The 24,736-nt window shown below is 39.4% G+C and carries 12 protein-coding genes and 3 pseudogenes; 12 read left to right on the plus strand and 3 right to left on the minus strand.

Annotated elements, in window-relative coordinates:
• The 3 genes and pseudogenes from I2I04_RS23690 to I2I04_RS23315 form a co-directional block, all read right to left on the minus strand.
• Positions 1-79: pseudogene (locus tag I2I04_RS23690) on the minus strand (glutaminase domain-containing protein); the annotation flags it as partial.
• 429 nt (positions 80-508) lie between these two features.
• Complete coding sequence (locus I2I04_RS18545) at positions 509-1,516, minus strand: site-specific integrase (RefSeq protein WP_229067458.1); 1,008 nt, start codon at positions 1,514-1,516, stop codon at positions 509-511.
• A gap of 48 nt (positions 1,517-1,564) precedes the next feature.
• Positions 1,565-1,828, minus strand: a pseudogene (locus I2I04_RS23315) (Arm DNA-binding domain-containing protein); the annotation flags it as partial.
• A gap of 506 nt (positions 1,829-2,334) precedes the next feature.
• Between I2I04_RS23315 and I2I04_RS18550 the strand changes: the two are divergent.
• From I2I04_RS18550 to I2I04_RS18605, 12 genes and pseudogenes are all read left to right on the plus strand, one after another.
• Positions 2,335-4,857, plus strand: coding sequence for a glutaminase family protein (locus I2I04_RS18550; protein WP_195655632.1), 2,523 nt, complete (start codon positions 2,335-2,337; stop codon positions 4,855-4,857).
• 17 nt (positions 4,858-4,874) lie between these two features.
• Entirely contained in the window at positions 4,875-6,389 is a 1,515-nt protein-coding gene (locus I2I04_RS18555; protein ID WP_195655633.1) for an IPT/TIG domain-containing protein, read from the plus strand.
• 20 nt (positions 6,390-6,409) lie between these two features.
• Positions 6,410-9,523, plus strand: a complete 3,114-nt coding sequence (locus I2I04_RS18560) for a SusC/RagA family TonB-linked outer membrane protein (RefSeq protein ID WP_195655634.1) — start codon at positions 6,410-6,412, stop codon at positions 9,521-9,523.
• Positions 9,524-9,537: 14 nt separating this feature from the next.
• Complete coding sequence (locus tag I2I04_RS18565; RefSeq protein WP_195655635.1) at positions 9,538-11,577, plus strand: RagB/SusD family nutrient uptake outer membrane protein; 2,040 nt, start codon at positions 9,538-9,540, stop codon at positions 11,575-11,577.
• A gap of 18 nt (positions 11,578-11,595) precedes the next feature.
• Positions 11,596-12,597 carry a DUF4973 domain-containing protein gene (locus tag I2I04_RS18570; protein WP_195470108.1) on the plus strand — a complete coding sequence of 334 codons (1,002 nt, stop codon included), beginning with the start codon at positions 11,596-11,598 and terminating at the stop codon, positions 12,595-12,597.
• Between the two features lie 482 nt (positions 12,598-13,079).
• A pseudogene (locus I2I04_RS18575) lies at positions 13,080-13,691 on the plus strand (glutaminase domain-containing protein); the annotation flags it as partial.
• A gap of 17 nt (positions 13,692-13,708) precedes the next feature.
• Positions 13,709-15,214, plus strand: a complete 1,506-nt coding sequence (locus tag I2I04_RS18580; protein WP_195655636.1) for an IPT/TIG domain-containing protein — start codon at positions 13,709-13,711, stop codon at positions 15,212-15,214.
• A 12-nt stretch (positions 15,215-15,226) separates the two neighbouring features.
• Complete coding sequence (locus I2I04_RS18585; protein ID WP_195655637.1) at positions 15,227-18,316, plus strand: SusC/RagA family TonB-linked outer membrane protein; 3,090 nt, start codon at positions 15,227-15,229, stop codon at positions 18,314-18,316.
• A gap of 15 nt (positions 18,317-18,331) precedes the next feature.
• Positions 18,332-20,380, plus strand: coding sequence for a RagB/SusD family nutrient uptake outer membrane protein (locus I2I04_RS18590; protein WP_195655638.1), 2,049 nt, complete (start codon positions 18,332-18,334; stop codon positions 20,378-20,380).
• Between the two features lie 20 nt (positions 20,381-20,400).
• Positions 20,401-21,420 carry a DUF4973 domain-containing protein gene (locus I2I04_RS18595; protein ID WP_195655639.1) on the plus strand — a complete coding sequence of 340 codons (1,020 nt, stop codon included), beginning with the start codon at positions 20,401-20,403 and terminating at the stop codon, positions 21,418-21,420.
• Positions 21,421-21,638: 218 nt separating this feature from the next.
• Positions 21,639-22,991: a sulfatase gene (locus tag I2I04_RS18600; protein ID WP_195655640.1), complete on the plus strand. Its 1,353-nt coding sequence runs from the start codon at positions 21,639-21,641 to the stop codon at positions 22,989-22,991.
• Between the two features lie 37 nt (positions 22,992-23,028).
• On the plus strand, positions 23,029-24,714 hold the full coding sequence (locus I2I04_RS18605) for an arylsulfatase (protein ID WP_195655641.1): 1,686 nt from the start codon (positions 23,029-23,031) through the stop codon (positions 24,712-24,714).
• The last annotated feature ends 22 nt before the right edge of the window (positions 24,715-24,736 follow it).

Raw genomic sequence — 24,736 nt, forward strand, 5'->3', positions numbered from 1 at the left:
TTACGGAAAGGTTCGCATTATGTGCCCAGTGACCTGCGAAATCATCCGTACAAAGTTGATTTTCTGGGTCCTGTCCAAACTAAACCAGACATAATTAATATGCTATATATCAACGAACTAAACATCGTTTGTGTTGTTTCTGTGTTGTTATAGTCATTGATGAAGCACAAATTTTAATTTGTGAATGAATACTTAAAAGAGTCGATGGATAAGGGTAATAGCTTAAGATGAGAAATAGAGTAATCTGAAAAAATGAATATTTTTTCTTTCTCTTTTTTATAATCTACAACCCTTTCTTTTTTATGATAGAAAAACAGGCTACATTTCGAGATATGAGGGATCAAATAGATAAAAAAACAGTTATATGGAATGAATTAGTCACTAATAGGCTTTTTTTAAATGAATTGCTTGTTTTCTTTTATTATTTTACAGAAAAATAAAAGTTCCTTTCTCTACTATACATGAAAAATAGAACATTATTAGAAATGATTAGGATGAAAAACAGGTATTACTTGGCAAGTTTGGCGCGAAGCTCTTTTAGCCTTTTTGCAGCCTGTAGATTATCAACCTTTATATATCGCATGAATGCAGATGGACTTTTATGCCCAGATATGCGCATAAGTTCTCCAGCAGGAAAGCCAGATAAATACATATTTGTGCAAAACGATCGTCGACAAGTATGAGAAGAGATCATCTCCCACTTTTCATATATTTTCTTTTCCCTTTCTTTTCCTTTCTTGCGGACAACTTCAATCTTTTGTTTTAATTTTGCTCTTTGTCCCAGCTCCTTAACTCTTTCATTAAATATGTATCTAGGTATTTTAGGCAGATCATAGTTATATTTCTTGAGTATTTCCGGTACATAATCAATCATAGGAATTACAACTGCTTTATGCACTTTCCTCTGTTTAAGATTTATATTCTCATTGTCTAAATCAATATGCTCGGGACTTAATGTCGAAAGGTCACTATATCGTAACCCTGTAAAGCATCCAGTAATAAAAATATCTCTTATCTCTTCCAGTTGCTTGTCATCTGACAAGTCTAACTCATATATTGTTGATAGTTCTTTTTCATTCAAATAAATAGCATCAGTTTCTTCTTCTACAACCTTAAAATGTTTTAGGTCAATTGGAGGAATAACTCCTTTATCTATTTGGTAATTAACAAACCCTTTTAATAAGCGTACTATTTTTCCTGCAGAATTAGTGAGCAAGCCAACGCTCCCATCAGGCTTTATAACCTTATAAAACAAATAATCCATGAATTCATTGTAGAATATAAGGTTCAAATTATGAAAAGTAATTGGTTGTGATGAATGTTCTTTGAAAGCGATCAGATGTTTGCGAAGTGTTCGGTAGTCTTTTATTTGGTCCGCCGAAACAACCGGAGCTTTTTCTATAATATATCTTTCTAATGCGTCAAATATATCTACTCGATTAGGACGTAGCTCATATTCCCTGTTCTTTTTTAGTTCAAGTAAAACAAATTCTACAGTTGGATTTATTCCATTCATTTTAGCATATGTAAGAATTTCTCCAAGCTTGGATGTGATTCTAATCAAGCAGGCATCAATCTCATCATAGTTCGGGCAGGCACGCTTAATCCATCTCCTTTTAGCATCCCAATGCTCCGGTTTAATGTTATATCCGGTAGAGATGAGCGTACGCTTAGCTCGATTGTAGTTATATCGAACATAAAGGACGGTAGTTCCCTCCCGAGTGACGTACCTAGGTTTAATATATGGAGTATACTTTGCGATAGTAAAATCTGTATTGCATTTGTATTGCAAAGTTACAAAAGCTATCTGATATGAGCAATATCTCATCGTTAAAAGCTAAAAAACTTCAAGGGTATTATAGTATCTTAAAGAAAGTGGATAAATATTGCTCAAAAAGGATAAAAGCTATTCAAAGTACGCTGTAATAGGCTTTTTTCATACTCTAAAAATACTCAGAATATGAAAAAAGAATAGATTTTGTCCTTTCTTGAACACAGATTTTCCTAATATTTAGTATTAATTCCATTATTTTGTAACGTCATAAATAAAATGCTATGGAAAATATGACGGATTTGTATGGCTTTCAGGTCTACTTGAAACATGCAATTCTATATAAACTCTTCCTATTGGCATTTATACAACATCTGACAGTACTGATTTTATATATTACATAGGTATAGCGATAAGAAAGGTAAAATTGCATTTTGATAAAGGTAATAGAATAACAAGGTAAGAAGAGAAATAAAAGAAAATGTAGGGTTTGTTTTTCTTTATTAGGTAAACAAGATTGTAGATGGATAACCTTAAAATTGTAGATTAATTAGAATATATTTATGAAGAAACTACTAACAGTAATGGTCTTTTCAATCGGTTTATTTGCAAATGCTCAAACCGATCACTTTTTTAAACCGGTAAAAGAGATAGCACTGCGTACTCCATCGGTACCTATCGTTGTTTCAGATCCTCACTTCTCGATCTGGTCTCCTTATGATAAATTAATGGAGGGAAGTACAGAACATTGGACTACAGCTAAGAAACCTTTAGTAGGCGCCTTACGTGTAGATGGTAAAGTATATCGCTTTCTGGGGAAAGATCAAGTGACTCTAATACCTATTGCTCCTATGACAAATGTGGAACGTTGGGAAGCAACATATACTAATAGTCAACCGGCAAATGGATGGCAAGAATTACAGTTTGATGATAGTAATTGGAAAACAGGTAAAGCTGCCTTTGGAAGCCGTGATATGCCACGTGTTCGTACGGAATGGAAAGGAGATAATACAGATATTTATATCCGTCGTACATTTGAAATCAATGATTTGGATTTAACAGAAAATATTTTCCTGATTTACTCTCATGATGATGTATTCGAATTATATTTAAATGGAGAGAGATTAGTTGCTACAGATCTTGTATGGAAGAATAATGTAAACCTGAAACTATCAGATGAGGCTAAGAAGAAACTTCGTAATGGCAAAAATATAATTGCAGCACATTGCCACAATACAACCGGAGGATCTTATGTAGATTTTGGTTTGTATCGTGAAAAGAAAAATGCAGTATCATTTGATAATGAAGCTGTACAGAAGTCGGTAGATGTATTAGCTACTTCTAGTTACTATACATTCACTTGCGGTCCAGTTGAATTAGATGTTGTATTTACAGCACCTCAATTGATAGATGACTTAGATTTGCTGTCGACCCCGATTAATTACATTTCCTATCGTGTACGTCCCCTTGACAAGAAAGAACATGATGTACAATTTTATATAGAAACTACTCCGGCATTAGCTGTAAATGAGACTACCCAACCTACTATCGCACGTACATTGTCGAAAAATGGTATTAGCTACGTAGAAGCGGGCACTATCAACCAACCGATATGTGATCGTAAAGGTGATTTGATTTGTGCAGATTGGGGATATGTATACCTTGGCAGTGTAAATGGAGCTGGAAAATCTATAAGTTTGGGTGACTATAGCGGAATGAAGGAAGCTTTTGTTAAAAATGGAACTTTAGCCTCAAGCAAAACCAAATGGGTTACTCGTCGGGAAGAAAATACTCCTGCAATGGCTTATGTACACAATTTTGGAACTGTTACCAAAGATGGTAAAGATGGTTTCTTGATGATCGGTTATGATGACATTTATTCCATTGAATATATGTATGAGAAACGTATGGGATATTGGAAACATGATGGTAAAGTAACGATTTTTGATGCTTTCGAAAAACTAAGAGATAACTATCAATCCATCATGGAGCGTTGTCGTGCACTTGATGAGCTTATTTATAGCGATGCAGAAAAAGCAGGTGGTAAAAAATATGCAGAAATCTGCTCTGCAGCCTATCGTCAAGTTATTTCTGCTCACAAACTATTTACAGACAAAGAAGGCAATCTGATGTGGTTCTCTAAAGAGAATAACAGTAATGGTTGTATCAATACAGTCGACCTGACCTACCCGTCTGCTCCCCTGTTTTTGATCTATAATCCTGATTTACAAAAGGCAATGATGACTAGTATCTTTGAATATAGTGCTAGCGGTCGCTGGGATAAACCTTTCGCAGCACATGATTTAGGTACTTATCCAATAGCTAACGGACAAGTTTATGGTGGTGATATGCCGATTGAAGAAAGTGGTAACATGGTGATTCTAGCAGCAGCCATTTCTAAGATTGAAGGAAATGCAGATTATGCTAAGAAATATTGGGACATTTTGACTACATGGACTAATTATTTAGTCGAGTATGGACAGGACCCAGAAAATCAACTTTGTACGGATGATTTCGCAGGTCACTGGGCACATAATGCGAACCTTTCCGTAAAAGCGATCATGGGTGTAGCCGGATATAGCGAGATGGCCCGTATGCTCGGACTGAATGATGTAGCTGATAAATATGCAGCGATAGCTAAAAAAATGGCGGTGAAATGGGAAGAAATGGCAAATGAAGGTGACCATTACCGCTTAGCTTTTGACCGTAAAGATACTTGGAGCCAAAAATATAACATGGTTTGGGATAAATTGTGGAATCTGAATCTATTCCCTAACAACGTAATCGGAAAAGAAATAAACTACTACTTGACAAAGCAGAACCCTTACGGACTCCCTTTGGATTCTCGTAAAGAATACACAAAATCCGACTGGATAATGTGGACGGCAGCTATGTCATCAGATAAGGAAACTTTCCAAAAATTCTCTGATCCTGTCTATAAATATATCAATGAAACAGTATCTCGTGTTCCCATCAGTGACTGGCACCATACAGACAGCGGTAAATGGGTAGGATTCAGAGCACGTTCAGTAATCGGAGGATACTGGATGAAAGTATTAATGGATAAAGTTCAGAATAATCAATAATTTAAATCTAGTGTATTATGAAATGTAAAACTATGAGACATGGGATCATTGGATTTCAATGGATGACTCTATTATTACTCTTTACGATTTGCTTCAGTAGTTGTAAAGACGATAAAGATGCGTCTGCAGAACCTTATGATCCTACCCAACCGGTGACTGTGACGGATTTTGCTCCCAAAGCAGGAGGAGCAAACACTCGAATGATTATTTACGGTAGTAATTTCGGCACTGACTCCTCTATTGTCTTTGTGAAAATAGGTGGGAAAGAGGCAAAAGTAATTAATGCGAAAGGTAATAGTTTGTACTGTATTACCCCGCAACAATGTTACGAAGGAACTATTGAAGTAAAAGTCGGTGAACAGGATGTTATAGTATCATCAAAATATAAATATATTCCACAAAAGGTAGTATCAACTTTATGTGGATATGTAGATGAGAAGGGTAATGGAGAAATTATAAAGGAAGGTCCTTTTAGTGACTGTGGTAAAATAGATTTTCCTGCATGGTTCGAATTTGACCCCAAAAATCACGATATCCTATATTTAACTCAGGATGCAGAAAATAATGGTAATGGTAAACCGATGCGTATATTGGATTTGAAAAATGAAAGAATATACACTGGAATAACCGGTAGTTCGGAAGGAGCCGACCGCTTGCGTAGCATATCATGGACTTTAAGTAAAGATACTATGATTATAGCATGTTCAAAAGGAGCTGATAATGCCGCAAGTAATATAATGTTAATCCGTAACCAAGATAATGATATGGTTGATGTTACAGATTTCCAGAATCCTGTAGTAAAACGTCTGACCACAAGTAGAGGGTGTCAGAATTCAATGATACACCCGGAAAATGGTGAATTATACTATAACTTCTTTGGTTCAGGGGCTGTGCTCAGATATGATTTTTACCAATGGGGAGCAAACAATAATAAAGCTCATGCAGAAGAACTGTTTACGATTCAGGATGCCAACTGGGAATTTAACTTTATCGTTCATCCATCTGGTGATTATGTTTACATGATGGTACAGAACCAGCACTATATTCTCCGTTCAAATTATGACAGAGTTAACAAACGGCTTACGACCCCTTATATTGTTTGTGGACAACCCGGACAAGCAGATTATAAAGATTTGGCAGGAACAAAAGCACGCTTGAACAAACCCGGACAGGGAGTCTTCGTATTTAACAAAGAGTATGAAGATGCGAATAAAGAGGATTGTTATGACTTCTATTTTACGGATCGTAATAATCATTGTATACGCAAATTGACTCCGGATGGAGTAGTTTCTACTTTTGCCGGAAGAGGAAGCACAGGAATGAATGTACATGCTAATGGATATGTGGACGGTCATTTACGTGATGAAGCACGTTTCAATTATCCTTATGCTTTAGCTTATGATGAGGATACAGAAACTTTTTATGTGGGTGATGTAAACAATCATCGTATCCGGAAGATAGCATTAGAAAAGATTCCTGAAACGACAGAAGAACATCCGGAAGAGAGTGAACCGGAAGTGGGAGAACAATAACCGAATAAAAGAAAAAACACATGAAAATAAAGAATTTTATCACCATTTGCTTGTTACTGGTTTCTGTTGCCACTTTTGCGCAGAAAAAAATTGAAGTAACGGGAGTAGTGACGGATACAAATAAAGAGCCACTGGTCGGTGTCAATGTAACAGTAAAGGATCAAGCTGGCTTAGGAGCCATTACGGATATTAACGGACGCTATAGAATTAGTATTGAGGAGTTTTCAAGACTAGTATTCTCGTACATAGGTTTTGATAAACAAGAAGTATTGGTGAAAAGGCAGCAGGTAGTCGATGTAATTATGAAGGAATCTGAAGCAAGCGAGCTTGATGAAGTCGTTATTACAGGAACCGGTGCACAAAAGAAGTTAACTGTGACTGGAGCGGTGACTACCGTTAATGTAAATGATCTGAAAGCAAATCCGACAGCAAATCTTTCAAATGCTTTGGCTGGTAATGTGGCAGGTGTTCTAGCTATGCAGACATCCGGTCAGCCTGGAAAAAACACTTCGGAATTCTGGATTCGTGGAATTTCCACTTTCGGAGCTGATAACTCGGCTTTAGTGTTAGTAGACGGATTTGAACGTAGTCTTGATGAAATTAATATTGAGGATGTTGAATCGTTTACTGTTTTAAAGGATGCTTCTACTACAGCAATTTACGGTCCTCGTGGTGCTAATGGTGTAGTATTGATTACAACAAAACATGGTAAAGCTGGTAAGATCAATATTAGCGCTAAAGTGGAAACATCTTACAATACACGAACTATCACACCGGAATTTGTAGATGGATACACTCATGCTAGAATGATGAATGAAGCGCGGATTACGCGTAATCAAGAACCGATCTATCAAAATGACGAATTGGAAATTCTACGTTTAGGACTTGATCCGGATTTATATCCGAATGTAGACTGGAAAGATGTATTATTGAAAGATGGAGCAATGACTTATCGTGCTAATGTGAATATGAATGGTGGTGGTAGTACAGCACGTTATTTTGTTTCGCTTAGCTATATTAGTGAAGAAGGTATGTATAAGACAGATGAAGCAGTTCGTAAGGATTATAATACCAATCCCGGTAGTCAACGATGGAATTATCGTTTGAATACCGATATTGACATCACAAAAACAACTCTTGTGAAAGTCGGTGTTTCCGGTTCTTTAAAGAAACGTAATGCCCCTGGACAAGGTGGAAATGTGTGGGCATCGTTAATAAATCAAAGTCCGATTAGTATTCCAGTAATGTATTCCAATGGTTATGTACCAGCATTTGGAAAAGAAGATGATCGTTCCAATCCATGGGTATTGGCAACACAGACTGGATATTTTGAAATCTGGGAAAATAAGGTTCAGACTAATATTTCTTTAGAACAGAAGCTGGATTTTATTACTAAAGGATTGCGTTTTGAAGGTCGTTTTGGTTTCGACACTAACAACACAAACGAAATTAGCCGTAAAAAAATGCCTCAAACATGGCGCGCAGAACGTTTTCGAAATACTGATGGGGAAATTACTTTTAAAGAACAGCGAACCGAAGAAAAAATGACTCAAAGCTCTATTTCAACAGGTAATCGGACTGAATTTTTAGAAGCAATTTTACATTACAATCGTGCATTCAAAGCGCATCACGTAGGTGGTACTTTAAAATATAGCCAAGATGCTTATCGGACTACAGTAGATATTGGTACAGATATAAAGAATGGCATTGCCAAACGTCATATGGGCTTGGCAGGACGTGCTAGCTATAACTGGAATTATCGTTACTTCGTAGATTTTAACTTCGGTTATAATGGATCAGAAAACTTTGCCGATGGACATCGATTCGGATTCTTCCCCGCTTTTTCTCTGGCTTGGAATATTGCAGAAGAGAAATTCATTAAGAAACATCTGGAATGGATGAATATGTTCAAGCTGCGTTACTCTTATGGTAAAGTAGGTAATGATAAATTAGGTGAACGTTTTCCTTATCTATATACAATTGCTAAGTCATATAAAGAAAATAATAAAGACGTGAACTTTCCTGGATGGAATTGGGGTGATTATGGCTATGGCAATTCTTATGATGGTATGGCATACACTCAATTAGCTTCTGAAAACGTAACTTGGGAGATTGCAACAAAGCACGATATAGGTGTAGACCTTTCTTTGTTTAATGATAAGTTTACAGCTACTGTAGACTATTTCCATGAACAACGCGATGGTATTTATATGGAACGTAAATATCTTCCTGGCATAGTAGGAATCGTGAGAAGTAATCCTAAAGCAAATGTGGGTAGTGTACGTTCGCAAGGTTTTGATGGCCATTTTGCCTATAAACAGAAAATAAACAGAGTGAACCTCACGGTTCGTGGTAATTTTACTTATAGTAAGAATGAGATATTGGAGAAGGATGAAGAAAATACTGTTTATCCTTACCAGACAGAAGCGGGTTACCGTGTAAACCAAGCTAAAGGTTTGATTGCATTAGGTCTTTTTAAAGATTATGATGATATTCGTAACAGTCCTCAACAAACAGCATGGGGAAAAGTACAACCGGGTGACATTAAATATAAAGATGTTAATGGAGATGGTGTAATCAATGATGGTGACAAAGTAGCTATCGGTGCGACTACCAAACCGAATCTGATTTACGGATTTGGTATTTCTGCACAATGGAAAGGATTTGATTTCAATGTCCATTTTCAAGGAGCAGGAAAGTCTTCATTCTTCATAAATGGCTCTACAGTATTTGCTTTCAAGGATAGTCAATGGGGAAATGTTTTGGGAAATTTAGTGGCTAATCGTTGGGTCGATGCAGACACAGCAGCTAAACTTGGAATTCCTGCTAATGAGGATCCGAATGCTTCTTATCCACGCCTTAGCTATGGTGGAAATGATAATAATCAACAAAAGTCCACTTTCTGGCTAAAAAATGGTTCATATTTACGTTTGAAGACTTTAGAAGTAGGTTATACATTGCCTAAATCAATTGTAAATAAGATTAAGTTCAATAATATACGTGTATTCTTTATTGGCACCAACTTATTGACATTCGCTAAATTTAAAGAATGGGATCCGGAATTAGGAAGTTCCACAGGAGCGGAATACCCACTGTCTAGGGTAATGACTTTAGGATTGACTGTTAATATCTAATCAATATGTGTAAAATGAAAAAGATATATAAGTTTTGTATAGGTGCCCTGTTAGGGACAATCACTGTTTCGTGTGTAGACCAGCTGGATTCGGATAAAAATTTTAAAGACCGTATGACACTGGAAGATGTATTTACTAATGAAAAATACTCGGAAGAATGGTTAGCTCATGCCTATTCTTACCTTAGAGGAGAGAATATGGATGTTGGAACCAAAGATAACATACTGTGGTGTTTTGCCGATGATATTTATTTTGGTGATCGCGATATTTATAATACCTTTAAAACCGGGACTTATAATGAAGAAGCCCGACAATCATGGGGAGCTAGTTATAAAGGTATTCGCCAAGCGTCCATTTTCATTCAGAATATCGACATGAATATGGAGTTTACAGAAGCTGAGAAAGCTGATTTGAAAGCGCAAGCCCGTTTTGTACGCGCTTACTATTATTGGTTATTACTCCGTAAATATGGCCCTGTTCCTTTATTGCCGGAGGAAGGACTCGATTATACGGCCAGCTATGATGATTTGGCTTGTCAACGCAATTCCTATGATGAATGCGTAGAATATATCGAATCAGAAATGCGCTTGGCGGCTAAGGATTTACCTTTGGACAGGGGAGCGAATCATACATCCCGTCCTACTAGAGGAGCCGCATTAGCTGCACGCGCAAAAGTTCTATTATATGCGGCAAGTCCTATTAATAACCCTCGCCCTGAAGATACCGAAAGATTTACAGATTTGGTAGATCATGACGGAAGATGTTTGTTAGCACAGGAATATAATGAATACAAATGGGCTAGAGCCGCTGCAGCAGCAAGAGACGTCATGGAACTTCCGGGAAGCAATTATGGACACCGTTATGTGTTACACACTGTGAAGAAAAGAGATGAAGCCGCTGCAGGTTATCCGAAGACACTTCCTCCTTATTCTGATAATGATTTTGAAAATGCTGATTGGCCAGATGGATATCGAGATATTGACCCCTTTGAATCCTATCGACAAGTTTTTAATGGAACCCTGTCCATGTTTGATAATCCTGAACTTATTTTTAGTCGTGGACAAAATCAGGGTGACCGTAATCTTGCAGATATGGTATTACATCAATTGCCTACCAGTGCTAATGGCTGGAATACACATGGTATGACACAAAAGATGTGTGATGCTTACTATATGTATAATGGTTCTGAGTTTAACAGACAGACCTTTTTGGACACTTGCCAAGTTGAGAACCGTTTTGTGACTGAAAAGGAAGGGAAGGCTGAAACATATCCTTATTTAAGGAAAGGAGTATGGAAAGAGTATGCATGGCGTGAACCACGCTTCTATGCTTCAGTTGCTTTTAATGGTTGCGTATGGCCTCTATTAAATAATTCAACGCTTAAAGATCCTAAACCCGTAGAGCAACAAGTATTTTATTATCGTGGTAATGGTAATGGATACACCAACTCTAATTTCTGGCTTCGCACTGGTATTGGAATCATGAAATTTGTTCATCCGGACGATACCTCTGCGGCAAAAGGTAACAAGGATTATGTCAAACTAAAAACGGAACCAGCTATTCGTTTTGCTGAAATCTTATTGATTTATGCCGAAGCCTTGAATGAGCTGGAGGAGGGATCCTCATACGACATCTCATCTTGGGATGGCTCTGCCAGTTATTCAGTCAAACGTGACATAAATGAAATGAAAAAAGGTATTCGTCCTGTGCGTTGCCGTGCAGGGGTTCCCGATTATACATTACCTGAGTATCAAGACCAGAATGTATTCCGTAAGAAATTGAAGCATGAGCGACAGATAGAGCTTATGGGAGAAGGACATCGTTATTTTGATCTCCGTAGATGGAAAGATGCTCCGATTGAAGAGTCAATGGAAATATATGGTTGTGATGCTCTTATGACTGAAGAAAATAGAGCTGCGTTTCATTCACCAATTGTAGTCAATGAACTTCCAACTGCTTTTTCTCGCAAATTATATTTTTGGCCTATCAGTCATGAGGAGCTGAAGCGCAATAAGCTGTTGACACAAAATCCGGGTTGGACATACAATGATTAATTTTAAAATGATATAAGTATGAAAATTATATATAATTGTTGGTTTGCATTATGTATGTTGCTCTTGATCACTTCTTGTAATGATGAGTGGAAAGATGAGCAGTATCGGCAATATATTTCCTTTAAAGCGCCTATAAAAGATAAAGATAATGGGGTAACTCCAATATATGTGAGATACAACCCTGATGGAAAGGTACGTTATCAGTTACCGGTTATAGTCAGTGGATCAACCACGAACGAACAAGATATAGATGTTCATGTAGCATTATATGAGGATACCTTGGAAATATTAAATAGGGAACGTTTCAGCGGGCGTACAGATTTGTGGTATACGCTATTGGAGGAAGATAAATATGAATTCCCGGAAATAGTTCATATTCCTGCAGGGACATGTGTGGAACAGCTAAATATTGATTTTGATTTGAGAGGAATCAATATGACAGATAAATGGGTGTTGCCTCTAACTATCGTTGACGATGCCTCCTATAATTATCAAGGTCATCCACGTAAAAATTATGCAAAAGCATTATTGCGTGTAATTCCTTTTAATGATTATTCTGGTTCATATAGTACAAGTACGATGGAAGTGTATATTCGAAATGCAAATGGAAGTACTGATAATAAACCAATGGTAACCAATAATCGTACAGCATACGTGGTGGATAATCATACTATTTTCTTTTATGCTGGTTTAATGAGCGAAGATTTATCAAGAGATGAACGTGAACTCTATAAAATATATGTGCGCTTCAATGAAGACAAATCATTGAGTATGTGGGCGGATAATGAAGAAAAGATTGGATTTAAACTATACGGTACTCCTGCATATAGTGTAACGGAGACCATGGATGCTACGCGCCCTTATTTGAAACATCGCTATGTTTCATTTACTATTGAATATGATTTTAAAGATGTGACTTCTCGAAATCAAGAAGTTCTTTATAAAGTTAAAGGGACAATGCTACTTGAACGAAATCTCAATACTCAGATTCCAGATGAAGATCAGCAGATAGAATGGTAGATGAAGAAAGTAAAAAGGGACTCAATTGAGTCCCTTTTTTTATTACAATCAATAAATATAAATAAGGTCATGTATTATAATAAATAATATATAGACTTTTTTACCGACAACAATATCCCCTCAAACTATTTTCTTTGAAAAAAGTTCAACAAACAAAATCATTGAGAACAACTAAGATTTGATATACATTTATAAAAAATCAACGTTAAATAAAAATGCAAATTTCTTAAAAAGGTACTAACCGAGTGCTTGATAAATTAATTCGTATATTCCATTATACTAGGCTACCTTTAACTTAGAAAAGGTGAAATAAATTACGAATTTAATATACTGTTCCTTAACATTCTACTTGATATAATCAAGCCATTTTCTATCAACTCCAATCTTCTATTTTCAGCTAGAAGAATCTTTTTCACAATACAGGAACAATCTATCTTTAGATAATGCGCTAATTATCAACTTATTAACCTGTATTGTATTAGTTTGGACAGGACCCGGAGAACCAACTCTGCACGGATGACTTCGCCGGACATTGGGCACATAATGCCAACCTTTCCGTGAAAGCGATCATGGGTGTAGCCGGATATAGCGAGATAGCCCGTATGCTCGGACTGAATGATGTAGCTGATAAATATGCAGCGATAGCTAAAAAAATGGCGGTGAAATGGGAAGAAATGGCAAATGAAGGTGATCATTACCGTTTAGCTTTTGACCGTAAAGGTACTTGGAGCCAAAAATATAACATGGTTTGGGATAAATTGTGGAATCTGAATCTATTTCCTAACAACGTAATCGGAAAAGAAATTAACTATTACTTGACAAAACAGAATCCTTATGGACTTCCTCTAGATTCCCGCAAAGAGTACACAAAATCCGACTGGATTATGTGGACAGCAGCTATGTCTCCGGATAAAGAGACTTTTCAGAAATTTTCTAATCCTCTCTATAAATATATCAACGAAACGGTATCTCGTGTACCTATCAGTGACTGGCACCATACAGACAGTGGCAGATGGGTCGGCTTCAGAGCACGCTCAGTAATCGGAGGATACTGGATGAAGGTATTAATGGATAAAGTTCAGAATAATCAATAATTTAAATCTAGTGTATTATGAAATGTAAAACTATGAAACATGGGAGCATAGGGCTACAGTGCATGATGTTGGGATTCATCTTTGCGGTCTGTCTTGGTGGCTGTAAAGATAGTAAAGATGAGACATCAGCGCCTTACGATCCGAATCAGCCGGTAGAGGTGACAGATTTTACGCCCAAATCGGGAGGTGGAAAAAAGAAAATGATTATCTATGGAAGTAATTTTGGAACAGACCGTTCTATCATTTCTGTGAAGGTAGGTGGAAAAGATGCGATTGTTATCAGTGCCAAAGGTACCAGTATTTACTGTTCTACACCGGAAAGCTGTTTTGAAGGGACTGTCGAAGTGAAAGTTGGTGAGCAAACGGTGATATTGCCTGAAAAATACCAGTATGAACCGCAAATGGTAGTAACGGACTTATGTGGTGATGTGGACGAATTGGGTAATGGAGATGTTGTAGAGACTGGACCGTTCGACAATTGTGGAAAGATAGAGTATCCTTTTTGGTTCTCTTTCGATCCCCAACATCCTAACATTCTTTATTTGTCTCAAAATAATCAAAGTAGACCTTTAAGAGTGTTGGATTTGGAAAAGAAAATGATCTATTCCAAAAAATTGGATAATATTGATCGTACAACGACCATTACATGGACGAATGATGGAGATATGGTATTGGCTACCCCACAAAATAATGGTGCTACGAATAGAAATAATATTATTTTAGAGCGTGGCAGCAGTGCCGATGGGCAGGATTTCAAAGAGTCCAGTTGGGTGCCTTTGACGCATGGCAATGCTTGCAATGGATCTATGATTCTTCCACAAACGGGAGAACTTTATTTCAATCATCGTGCAACGGGCAATGTATACAGATATAATTTTATAGAGAACGGCTATAACAACAATCCGAATGTTCCTAACGGAGCTGGATTGCCTGATCTTCTGGCATTTAGTGTACCCAACCAGACAGTTGACTTTAGTATGGTTCCTCATCCGATGGGGAAATACATTTATATCATCATGCATGAATCGCATTATATCCTTCGTTCCAATTATGATGAAGAAACCAAAAAACTGGTGACTCCGTATATCGTATGCGGACAATCCGGTGGGGCCGATTATAAAGATCTTGTAGGTATCAATGCGCGTATCAATAAACCTGGTCAAGGTGTTTTCGTACTCAATGAGGAGTATAAGGCTGCTAATAAAAGTGATTGGTATGATTTTTATTTTACGGATACAGAAAATCATTGTATCCGAGTGTTGACTCCGGATGGAATAGTTTCGACGTTTGCCGGACGTGGTTCTGCCTCTTCAACTAGTTATAAATGGGGTAAACAAAATGGAGAGATACGCGAGAGAGCTCGTTTTAATAAACCGATAGCTTTGGCCTACGATGAGGCGACGAAGACTTTCTATGTTGGCGATTCGGGAAATTATAAGATTCGGAAGATTGCCAAAGAGCAGGCCCCGGACGATTTAGTCGGAGCAGAACCTAGTGACAGTGAGAATCAAGAAAATCAATAAAAAGAAAAACACATGAGAGTAAAAGAATTTATTACGATTTGCCTGTTACTGGTCTCTGTTTCCCTTTTTGCTCAGGAGAAGACATTTGAGGTGACAGGAGTCGTGACAGATACAAATAAAGAGCCGTTGGTCGGCGTCAATGTGACAGTGAAGGATAAGCCAGGTTTGGGAGCGATAACAGATATCAACGGACGTTACAAAATTAAGATTGAGGAATTCTCCCGTTTGGTATTCTCGTATATCGGTTTTGATACGCAAGAGGTATTGGTGAAACGTCAAAATTTAGTCAATGTATCGATGAAAGAATCGGATGCCAGGGAAATTGATGAAGTGGTTATTACAGGAACCGGTGCACAGAAAAAGTTGACTGTGACCGGTGCCGTGACGAACGTAGATGTCGAGGTTTTAAAATCTAATCCTTCAGCCAACCTCTCCAATGCGTTGGCGGGAAACGTGCCGGGTGTGCTTGCCATGCAGACTTCTGGACAGCCGGGTGTGAATACCTCTGAATTCTGGATTCGTGGTATATCTACTTTTGGTGCCAATAGTGCTGCATTGGTGTTGGTTGATGGCTTTGAACGTGATCTGGATGAGATCAATATTGAAGATATTGAATCTTTTACTGTATTGAAAGATGCTTCTACTACAGCGATTTATGGTCCTCGTGGTGCAAATGGAGTAGTGCTGATTACAACCAAACATGGTAAGGAGGGCAAGATTAAGATTAATGCTAAGGTGGAGACCTCTTATAATGCGCGTACCATTACGCCGGAATTTGCGGATGGTTATACTTATGCCATGTTGATGAATGAAGCGCGAATTACTCGTAATCAGGAGAGAATGTATCAAGATGATGAAATGGAGATTCTGCGGTTGGGACTTGATCAGGATTTGTATCCGAATGTAGACTGGATGGATGTGCTGTTGAAAGATGGGGCGATGACTTATCGTGCCAATTTGAATATGAGTGGTGGCGGCAGTACGGCACGTTATTTCGTGTCTCTTAGCTACATAAATGAAGAAGGTATGTATAAAACAGACGAGGCCATGCGCAAGGATTACAACACCAATCCTAGTAGCCAACGTTGGAACTATCGTTTGAATACAGATATTGACATTACGAAGAGTACTCTTGTCAAAGTAGGGGTGTCCGGTTCATTGAAGAAACGGAATGCACCGGGACAGGGCTCTAACGTATGGACTTCTTTAATGGGACAGAGCCCGATCAGTATTCCCGTCATGTACTCTAACGGTTACATTCCTTCACACGGAACGGACGATAATCGTAATAATCCTTGGGTACTTGCTACACAGAGTGGTTATAAGGAAATCTGGAACAATAAGATTCAGACCAATATCTCTTTGGAGCAAAAGTTGGATTTTATCACCAAAGGTTTGCGCTTTGAGGGACGTTTCGGATTCGATACAAATAATCAGAGTGAAATCGATCGGATAAGAATGCCGGAAACTTGGCGCGCTCAAAGGGACCGTGATGATGATGGGAATGTGGTTTACAAGCAACAGAACGCAGAAAAACCGATGGCACAAACCAGTTCTTCTACTGGTGAGCGGCGCGAATTCTTGGAAGCATTCTTACAATATAGTCGTGCGTTCAAAGCGCATCATGTGGGTGGAACATTGAAATATAGTCAGGATACTTATCGGACCACGGTTGGTATAGGAACGGATGTGAAAAATGGGGTTGCCCAACGTCACATGGGATTGGCAGGTCGTGCCAGCTATAACTGGAACTATCGTTACTTTGCCGATTTCAATTTTGGTTATAATGGTTCGGAAAATTTTGCGGATGGACACCGTTTCGGCTTTTTCCCGGCTTTTTCTTTGGCTTGGAATATAGCGGAAGAGAAGTTTGTCAAGAAACATCTGAAATGGATGAATATGTTCAAGTTGCGCTATTCTTATGGTAAAGTGGGTAACGACAAGATGAATGAACGTTTCCCCTATTTATACACGATTAATGATAATGGAAGTGGCTGGACTTGGAGTGACTACAATTCTTCGGACAATGTTTATACAGGAATGTGGTATACACAGTTGGCATCCAATAATGTCACTTGGGAAATTGCAACCAAGCACGATGCAGGTGTGGACCTCTCCTTGTTCAATGACAAGTTTACGGCTACTGTAGACTATTTCCACGAGCGGCGTGACGGTATCTATATGGAACGTAAATATCTGCCGGGCATTGTGGGGGTGAATAGTAACCCGAAAGCGAATGTGGGAAGTGTGCTGTCGAAAGGTTTTGACGGGAACTTTGCTTATAAGCAGAAGTTGGGAAAAGTCAATCTGACTGTCCGCGGTAATTTCACTTACAGTAAGAATGAGATTCTGGAGAAAGATGAAATGAATGCGGTTTACCCTTATCAAAAAGAGGCTGGTTATCGGGTGAATCAGGCGAAGGGATTGATCGCTTTGGGGTTGTTTAAGGACTACGATGATATACGCAATAGTCCGCAACAAACCAACTGGGGAAAGGTTCAACCGGGTGACATCAAATATAAGGATGTTAATGGAGACGGAATTATCAATGCGAGTGATGAGGTGGCTATCGGTGCCACAACGAAGCCTAATTTAATTTATGGGTTTGGTATCTCTGCGCAGTGGAAAGGGTTCGATTTCAATGCACACTTCCAAGGGGCAGGCAAATCTTCGTTCTTCATTAACGGGCCTACCGTATATGCCTTTAGTGGTAGCCAGTGGGGAAATGTCTTGACAAATCTGGTGAAAGACCGCTATGTCGATGCGGAGACAGCTGCCACATTGGGTATCCCTGCCAATGAGAATCCGAACGCTTCATATCCGCGTCTTAGTTATGGAGGAAACGACAATAACTATAGAGCCTCTACCTTCTGGCTAAGAGACGGTTCTTATTTGCGCTTGAAAACATTGGAAGTGGGCTATACGTTACCGAAATCGATCGTAAACAAGATGCGGTTTAACAAGATACGTGTATTTTTCATTGGTACCAACCTCCTGACGTTTGCCAAATTTAAAGAATGGGATCCGGAAATGGGTAGTACTAATGGAGAGAAGTATCCGCTTGCCAAAACATTTACTTTGGGGTTGACTGTGAATATCTAATTTAATGCATGAAAAATGAGAAAGATATATAAACTGTATATTGGTATTATACTGAGCGTGATTGCCGTTGCTTGTTCGGATAAACTCGACTCAGATAAATATTTCAAAGACCGTCGGTCTTTGGAGGATGTGTTTACTGACAAGGAAAACACGGAAGAATGGTTGGCAAATGCCTATTCCTATTTGGGGGGATACAATCTGGAAGTATCTATGATGCTGAATACAATCACTAATTTTGCCGATGACATTTATTTCGGAGGCAATAGTCTCGCAGGGTATAAGACTTTTAAGACCGGTACTTACGATGAGAGTTACCGGCACTCATGGGATGATAGTTATAAAGGTATCCGCCAAGCCTCTATCTTCATTCAGAACATTGACATGAACACGAAGTTTACGGAAGAGGAGAGAGCGGATCTGAAAGCGCAGGCGCGTTTTGTCCGTGCTTACTATTACTGGTTGTTGTTACGCAAATACGGTCCTGTACCCTTGCTGCCCGATGAGGGATTGGATTATACTGCCACTTATGATGATTTAGCCATTCAACGCAGTTCGTATGATAAGTGTGTGGAATACATTGAATCGGAGATGCTTCTGGCCGCCAAAGATCTGCCCTTGACCCGTGCCATTAACCAGGTGGCACGTCCTACGCGCGGAGCGGCATTGGCTGCTCGTGCCAGAGCATTGTTGTATTCGGCTAGTCCCATTAATAATCCTCGTCCGGGAGATACGGACAAGTTCTCGGATATGGTAGATTACGACGGAAATTGTTTGATGTCGCAGGAGTACAATGAATATAAGTGGGCAAAAGCAGCTGCAGCAGCCAGAGATGTGATGGAACTTCCCGGAGAAAATAACGGACATCGATATGAACTCTATCATAAAAAGGCGACTAACATTGCCGAACCCGGATATCCGGCTACCATTGCCCCTTACCAGGACGATGACTTCTCAACGAAGACATGGGACGAAGGTGGTTATAGTGATATAGACCCTTATGAATCTTATCGGGCAGTTTTTAATGGTGCATTAGCGATGTATCAAAATCCGGAGTTGATTTTCAGTCGCGGACGTAATCAGGGAGGTAACAGCCTGGTTGAAATGGTGAAGCTTCAAATGCCGAGAACTTTGGGGAACGGAAGTAATGCTTACGGTATGACATTAAAGATGTGTGACGCTTATTATATGTATGACGGTTCAGAGTTTGACCGCCAAACCTTTTTGGACACTTGTCGGGTTGGAAACCGTTTTGTGACTGAAAAGGAAGGACAAGCAGGGACATATCCTCATTTAAAGAAGGGAGTGTGGAAAGAATATGCATGGCGTGAACCTCGTTTCTATGCCTCCGTTTCTTTCAATGGTTGCGTGTGGTCTTTACTGAAAAATGCAGAGACAACAGACTATAAGAATGACGTTGAGAAGCAGGTCAACTATTATTATGGTATCAATTCTGACGGTTTCTCCGGTACAGGTGTTTATTTGCGGTCCGGCATCGGTATCATGAAGTATGTGCATCCGGACGATACGAATCGGAAAGAAATCAAAGCGAAAGCGGAACCAGCCATTCGTTTTGCCGAAATTCTGTTGATCTATGCCGAAGCTTTGAATGAATTGGAAGACGGATCTTCATACAACATTCCGTCGTGGGACGGTTCGACTAGCTATACTGTCAAACGTGATATTGATGAAATGAAAAAAGGCATCAGAGATGTGCGTCGTCGCGCAGGTGTTCCCGATTATACCATGGCAGAATATCAGGATCGGGATGTGTTCCGTACGAAACTGAAACATGAACGTCAGATTGAGCTCATGGCAGAAGGGCAGCGTTATTTCGATTTGCGCAGATGGAAAGATGCAGAAGCGGAAGAATCCAAGAAAAATTACGGATGTAACTTTTATATGTCGGATACAGAGGAGCAGAGAGAACAATTCTACACTCCGATTGAAATTGCGGATTTGCCCACTGCCTTCTCACGCAAGCTCTATTTCTGGCCGATCAGCCACGATGAGTTGAAACGCAATAAACGGTTGACACAGAATCCGGGATGGACATACAATGATTAATCTCCTAATAAGAATATGATATGAAGAATATATATATTTATTTAAGTTTATTGGCTGTCATCGTCTTGGGAACCGCTTGTAATAATGAGTGGGAAGATGAGCAGTATGAACAATACGTCTCTTTCAAAGCGCCTATCGCTTCCGGAGGCGATGGTGTTACTACTATCTACGTCAGATATAAGGAGGATGGGAAAGTGACTTATCAATTGCCTGTAGTTGTCAGCGGCTCTACAGTGAACGGACAGGACAGAGATATTCATATCGCGGTGGATAGGGATACACTGCACACGTTGAATATCGAGCGTTTCAGTCTTTATCGCCCGGAACTATGGTATACGGAACTGGAGGAGGACAAATATGAATTCCCCGAAACGGTGCATATTCCTGCCAGTTCATGTGTAGGACTGTTGAATATTGATTTCAATTTGCAAGGCATTGATATGTTGGAAAAGTGGGTTTTACCACTAACCATTGTAGATGATGAGTCTTACAATTATCAAAGTCATCCGCGCAAGAACTATGCGAAAGCTTTGTTGAATGTGGTTCCGTTTAATGATTATTCAGGTTCGTATGCGGCTTCGTCCATGAAAGTATATACTTATATCAATGGTAAGCCCGATACCAATGCTAGAACGACCGATAAGCGCACCGCGTATGTGATAGACAACAATTCCGTATTCTTTTATGCCGGTCTGATTAATGAAGACATGGATAAGGATATCCGTAAGAAATACAAAATCAATGTGCGTTTCAGGGATGATGAAACATTGGATATGGAACCGGATGACCCCAATAACGAAATGCAGTTCAAACTGATAGGGACGCCTATCTATAGCAAGACATCGATTATGGATGCTACACGTCCTTATCTGGAACGTCGCTATGTTCAAATTATGTTTGAATATGATTTTCAGGATTTCACCTATGGTGGAAGTGGTGTGGAGGTCATTCCCATTAAATATAGAGTGGAAGGAAGTATGACGTTGCAACGGAATATCAATACTCAGATTCCGGATGAAGATCAGCAGGTTGAATGGTAATCCTATTAATAAATAGAAATAGGGAAGATATAGGAATTTATATCTTCCCTATTTGCTTATAATAGATTATGACCGGCAGCTTTCATCTTTGTTTACCTGTTTTTTTCCTTTATTGATTTGTATTTTTCCCTTTCTCTTAAAAAACTTCCCTACTTTTGCTACATAAGTCAGTCACACAAAAACCGACAAGAAGTACAGTTAATTAAATCAAAATAATTATGAACATCAGAAAACATTTGCCTTGGTTGGGAGCTTTGCTACCCGTGGCCAGTATGCAGGCAGAGACAAAACCCAATGTGGTCGTCATTTATGTAGATGATATGGGAATCGGAGATATTGGTTGTTATGGAGGTAAGTTTGTTCCTACTCCAAATATTGATAAGATAGCGCAGGACGGATTGTTATTCAACCAGTATTATTCATCCGCACCAGTCAGTTCACCTTCACGTTGCGGATTGACAACAGGCAAATTTCCGATTGAAGTAGGGATTAATACCTTTTTAAATAATAAAGCCAGCAACAAGAAGTGTGAACAGCGTAACTTTTTGAGCGACAAGAATCCTTCCATGGCACGTGCTTTCCAAAATGCAGGTTATGCCACCGGACACATAGGTAAATGGCATATGGGAGGCGGGCGCGACGTACACAATGCACCTTCTATTAAAAATTATGGTTTTGACGAATATATATCAACGTATGAAAGTCCGGACCCCGAACCGGCAATCACTGCAACGAACTGGATATGGTCGGCCAAAGACAGTGTAAAACGCTGGAGACGTACCGAATACTTTGTAAACAAAAGTATTGACTTTGTCAAACGTCATAAAGACCAGCCTTTCTTCTTGAATCTCTGGCCGGACGATATGCATACTCCTTGGGTACCGGAATTTAAGCAAAAGGATAACAAAAGTTGGAATACAGAAGAAGCCTTCATCCCAGTTCTTGCTGAAATGGACAAACAGATCGGACGTTTTATCAAAGCACTGGATGATATGGGATTATCGGAAAATACAATCGTGATTTTCACTAGTGACAACGGACCGGCGCCCAGTTTCCAATCCGCTCGTGCTGCCTATTTAAGAGGAACGAAGAACAGCCTTTATGAAGGTGGAATTCGTATGCCGTTCCTTATAAAATACCCCAAGAAAATAAAGGCTGGACAAGTGAATAATGAGAGCGTACTGTGTGCAGTCGATTTATATCCCTCTTTATGTGCGATAGCCGGAATTGAAACAGAGAAAGGTTATCAGGGAGACGGACAGAATTATGATAAAGTTCTTTTGGGTAAATCGAAAGCCAAACGTAAAACGGATTTGATGTGGGATTTCGGTAGAAACCAATTCTTTAAGAAACCGGGAAATGCAAACGACAGAAGCCCTCATCTGGCTATACGCAGTGGCAACTGGAAGCTATTGATAAATAGCGACGGAAGCGATGCGCAACTGTACGATATTGCAAAAGACAAATTTGAGAAAAACGATGTAGCGCAATCGCATCCGGAAGTTGTAGCTAAACTAGGTAAAAAAGTATGTGACTGGTTTGCGGAAAACAAAGATAAAGGAAAAGAGTAATACAGTGAAAAACAAATTATAAACCAACATTAAACTTATGAATTCTAAATTATTACTATTACCGACTGCCTTGATGGTCGCTGGACATTCTGCGGCAGAGGCGAAAGGCAAGAAATCGGACAAACGTCCTAATATCCTGGTAATTCTTGCTGATGACCTTGGCTATTCCGATTTGGGATGCTATGGTAGTGAGATTCATACTCCTAATTTGGATAAACTGGCACAAGAAGGAGTACGCTTTAATCATTTTTATAATGCAAGTCGTAGCTGCCCGACTCGTGCTTCTCTGTTGACGGGACTTTATCAGCATCAAGCCGGAATTGGACGAATGACCTTTGATGCTCACTTGCCTGGATATCGCGGAACACTCTCACGCAATGCCGTTACCATTGCCGAAGTGTTGAAAGAAGCCGGATATACCACCAGTATGGTTGGAAAATGGCATGTTGCCGAAACTCCTCTGCGTAAAGACCAACGCGAATGGCTGGCACACCGTGTCTTCCACGATACATTCTCTGATTTATGTCATTATCCGGTCAATCGTGGGTTTGATTCTCACTATGGAGTGATTTATGGAGTGGTGGATTACTTTGATCCGTTCAGTTTAGTAGAAGGTGAAGTGCCTATAAAGGAAGTACCTAAAGGATATTATATAACCCAAGCCCTTTCAGACCGCGCCGTACAGGAGGTAGAAGAATATGCAAAGGATGACAAACCATTCTTTATGTATCTGGCCTATACAGCACCGCATTGGCCGCTGCATGCACTTCCTGAAGATATTGAGAAGTATAAGGATACTTATAAAGTAGGTTGGGAAGCTATTCGTAATGCCCGCTACGAACGTCAGAAACAGTTGGGGATTTTCCCGGGAATGGATAACTTCTTGTCCGATCGTCAGTTCCATGACAAATGGGAAGATAATCTGCACGCAGAATGGGATGCTCGTGCAATGGCCGTTCATGCAGCAATGATTGATCGTGTAGATCAAGGAATTGGACAAGTGATCGAGGCTTTAAGAAAGACCGGACAACTTGATAATACATTGATTCTTTTCTTGTCTGATAATGGTTGCAGTAATGAAGACTGTCAGAACATGACTGGTGGCGAGAACGACCGTCCGGATATGACTCGTGATGGAAAGAAGATCATTTATCCGCGTAATAAACAAGTATTGCCTGGACCACAGACCACATACGCTTCATTGGGAGCCCGTTGGTCTAATGTAGCGAATACTCCGTTCCGTTTTTGGAAAGCTAAATCTTATGAGGGAGGTATCTGTACTCCGATGATTGCTCACTGGCCGAAAGGTATTAAAAAGAACGTGGGTGGCATGACATCTGAAATAGGACATGTGATGGATATCATGGCAACTTGTATTGATTTGGCGGATGCTGAATATCCTACGACATATAAAGGGCATGATATTCTTCCGCTAGAAGGAAAGAGCCTACTTCCTATCTTCAAGACCGGACATCGCAAGGGACACGATTATCTGGGCTTTGAACACTTCAACGAACGTGCTTTCCTTTCTAACGATGGCTGGAAATTGGTTCGCCCGAAAAATAACTCTCAATGGGAATTGTACAATTTGAATGAGGACCGGAGCGAGCAACATGATCTGGCAGCTAAATATCCCGAGAAAGTGGCAGAAATGTCAAAAGCATACGAAGCATGGGCTAAGCGTTGCATGGTAGAACCTTACCCGGGACAGAAAAAGAAATAACTGTCATTCCATTTAAAACTGA

It is taken from the genome of Bacteroides sp. 1001136B_160425_E2 (assembly GCF_015559655.1).
GTDB classification, from domain to species: Bacteria; Bacteroidota; Bacteroidia; order Bacteroidales; family Bacteroidaceae; genus Bacteroides; species Bacteroides luhongzhouii.

Coding starts and splice junctions, on each gene's coding strand:
- I2I04_RS18545 (WP_229067458.1), bottom strand. CDS start 1,516: ATGAATGGAATAAATCCAACTGTAGAATTTGTTTTACTTGAACTAAAA.
- I2I04_RS18605 (WP_195655641.1), top strand. CDS start 23,029: ATGAATTCTAAATTATTACTATTACCGACTGCCTTGATGGTCGCTGGA.
- I2I04_RS18560 (WP_195655634.1), top strand. CDS start 6,410: ATGAAAATAAAGAATTTTATCACCATTTGCTTGTTACTGGTTTCTGTT.
- I2I04_RS18555 (WP_195655633.1), top strand. CDS start 4,875: ATGAAATGTAAAACTATGAGACATGGGATCATTGGATTTCAATGGATG.
- I2I04_RS18580 (WP_195655636.1), top strand. CDS start 13,709: ATGAAATGTAAAACTATGAAACATGGGAGCATAGGGCTACAGTGCATG.
- I2I04_RS18570 (WP_195470108.1), top strand. CDS start 11,596: ATGAAAATTATATATAATTGTTGGTTTGCATTATGTATGTTGCTCTTG.
- I2I04_RS18565 (WP_195655635.1), top strand. CDS start 9,538: ATGAAAAAGATATATAAGTTTTGTATAGGTGCCCTGTTAGGGACAATC.
- I2I04_RS18600 (WP_195655640.1), top strand. CDS start 21,639: ATGAACATCAGAAAACATTTGCCTTGGTTGGGAGCTTTGCTACCCGTG.
- I2I04_RS18585 (WP_195655637.1), top strand. CDS start 15,227: ATGAGAGTAAAAGAATTTATTACGATTTGCCTGTTACTGGTCTCTGTT.
- I2I04_RS18595 (WP_195655639.1), top strand. CDS start 20,401: ATGAAGAATATATATATTTATTTAAGTTTATTGGCTGTCATCGTCTTG.
- I2I04_RS18550 (WP_195655632.1), top strand. CDS start 2,335: ATGAAGAAACTACTAACAGTAATGGTCTTTTCAATCGGTTTATTTGCA.
- I2I04_RS18590 (WP_195655638.1), top strand. CDS start 18,332: ATGAGAAAGATATATAAACTGTATATTGGTATTATACTGAGCGTGATT.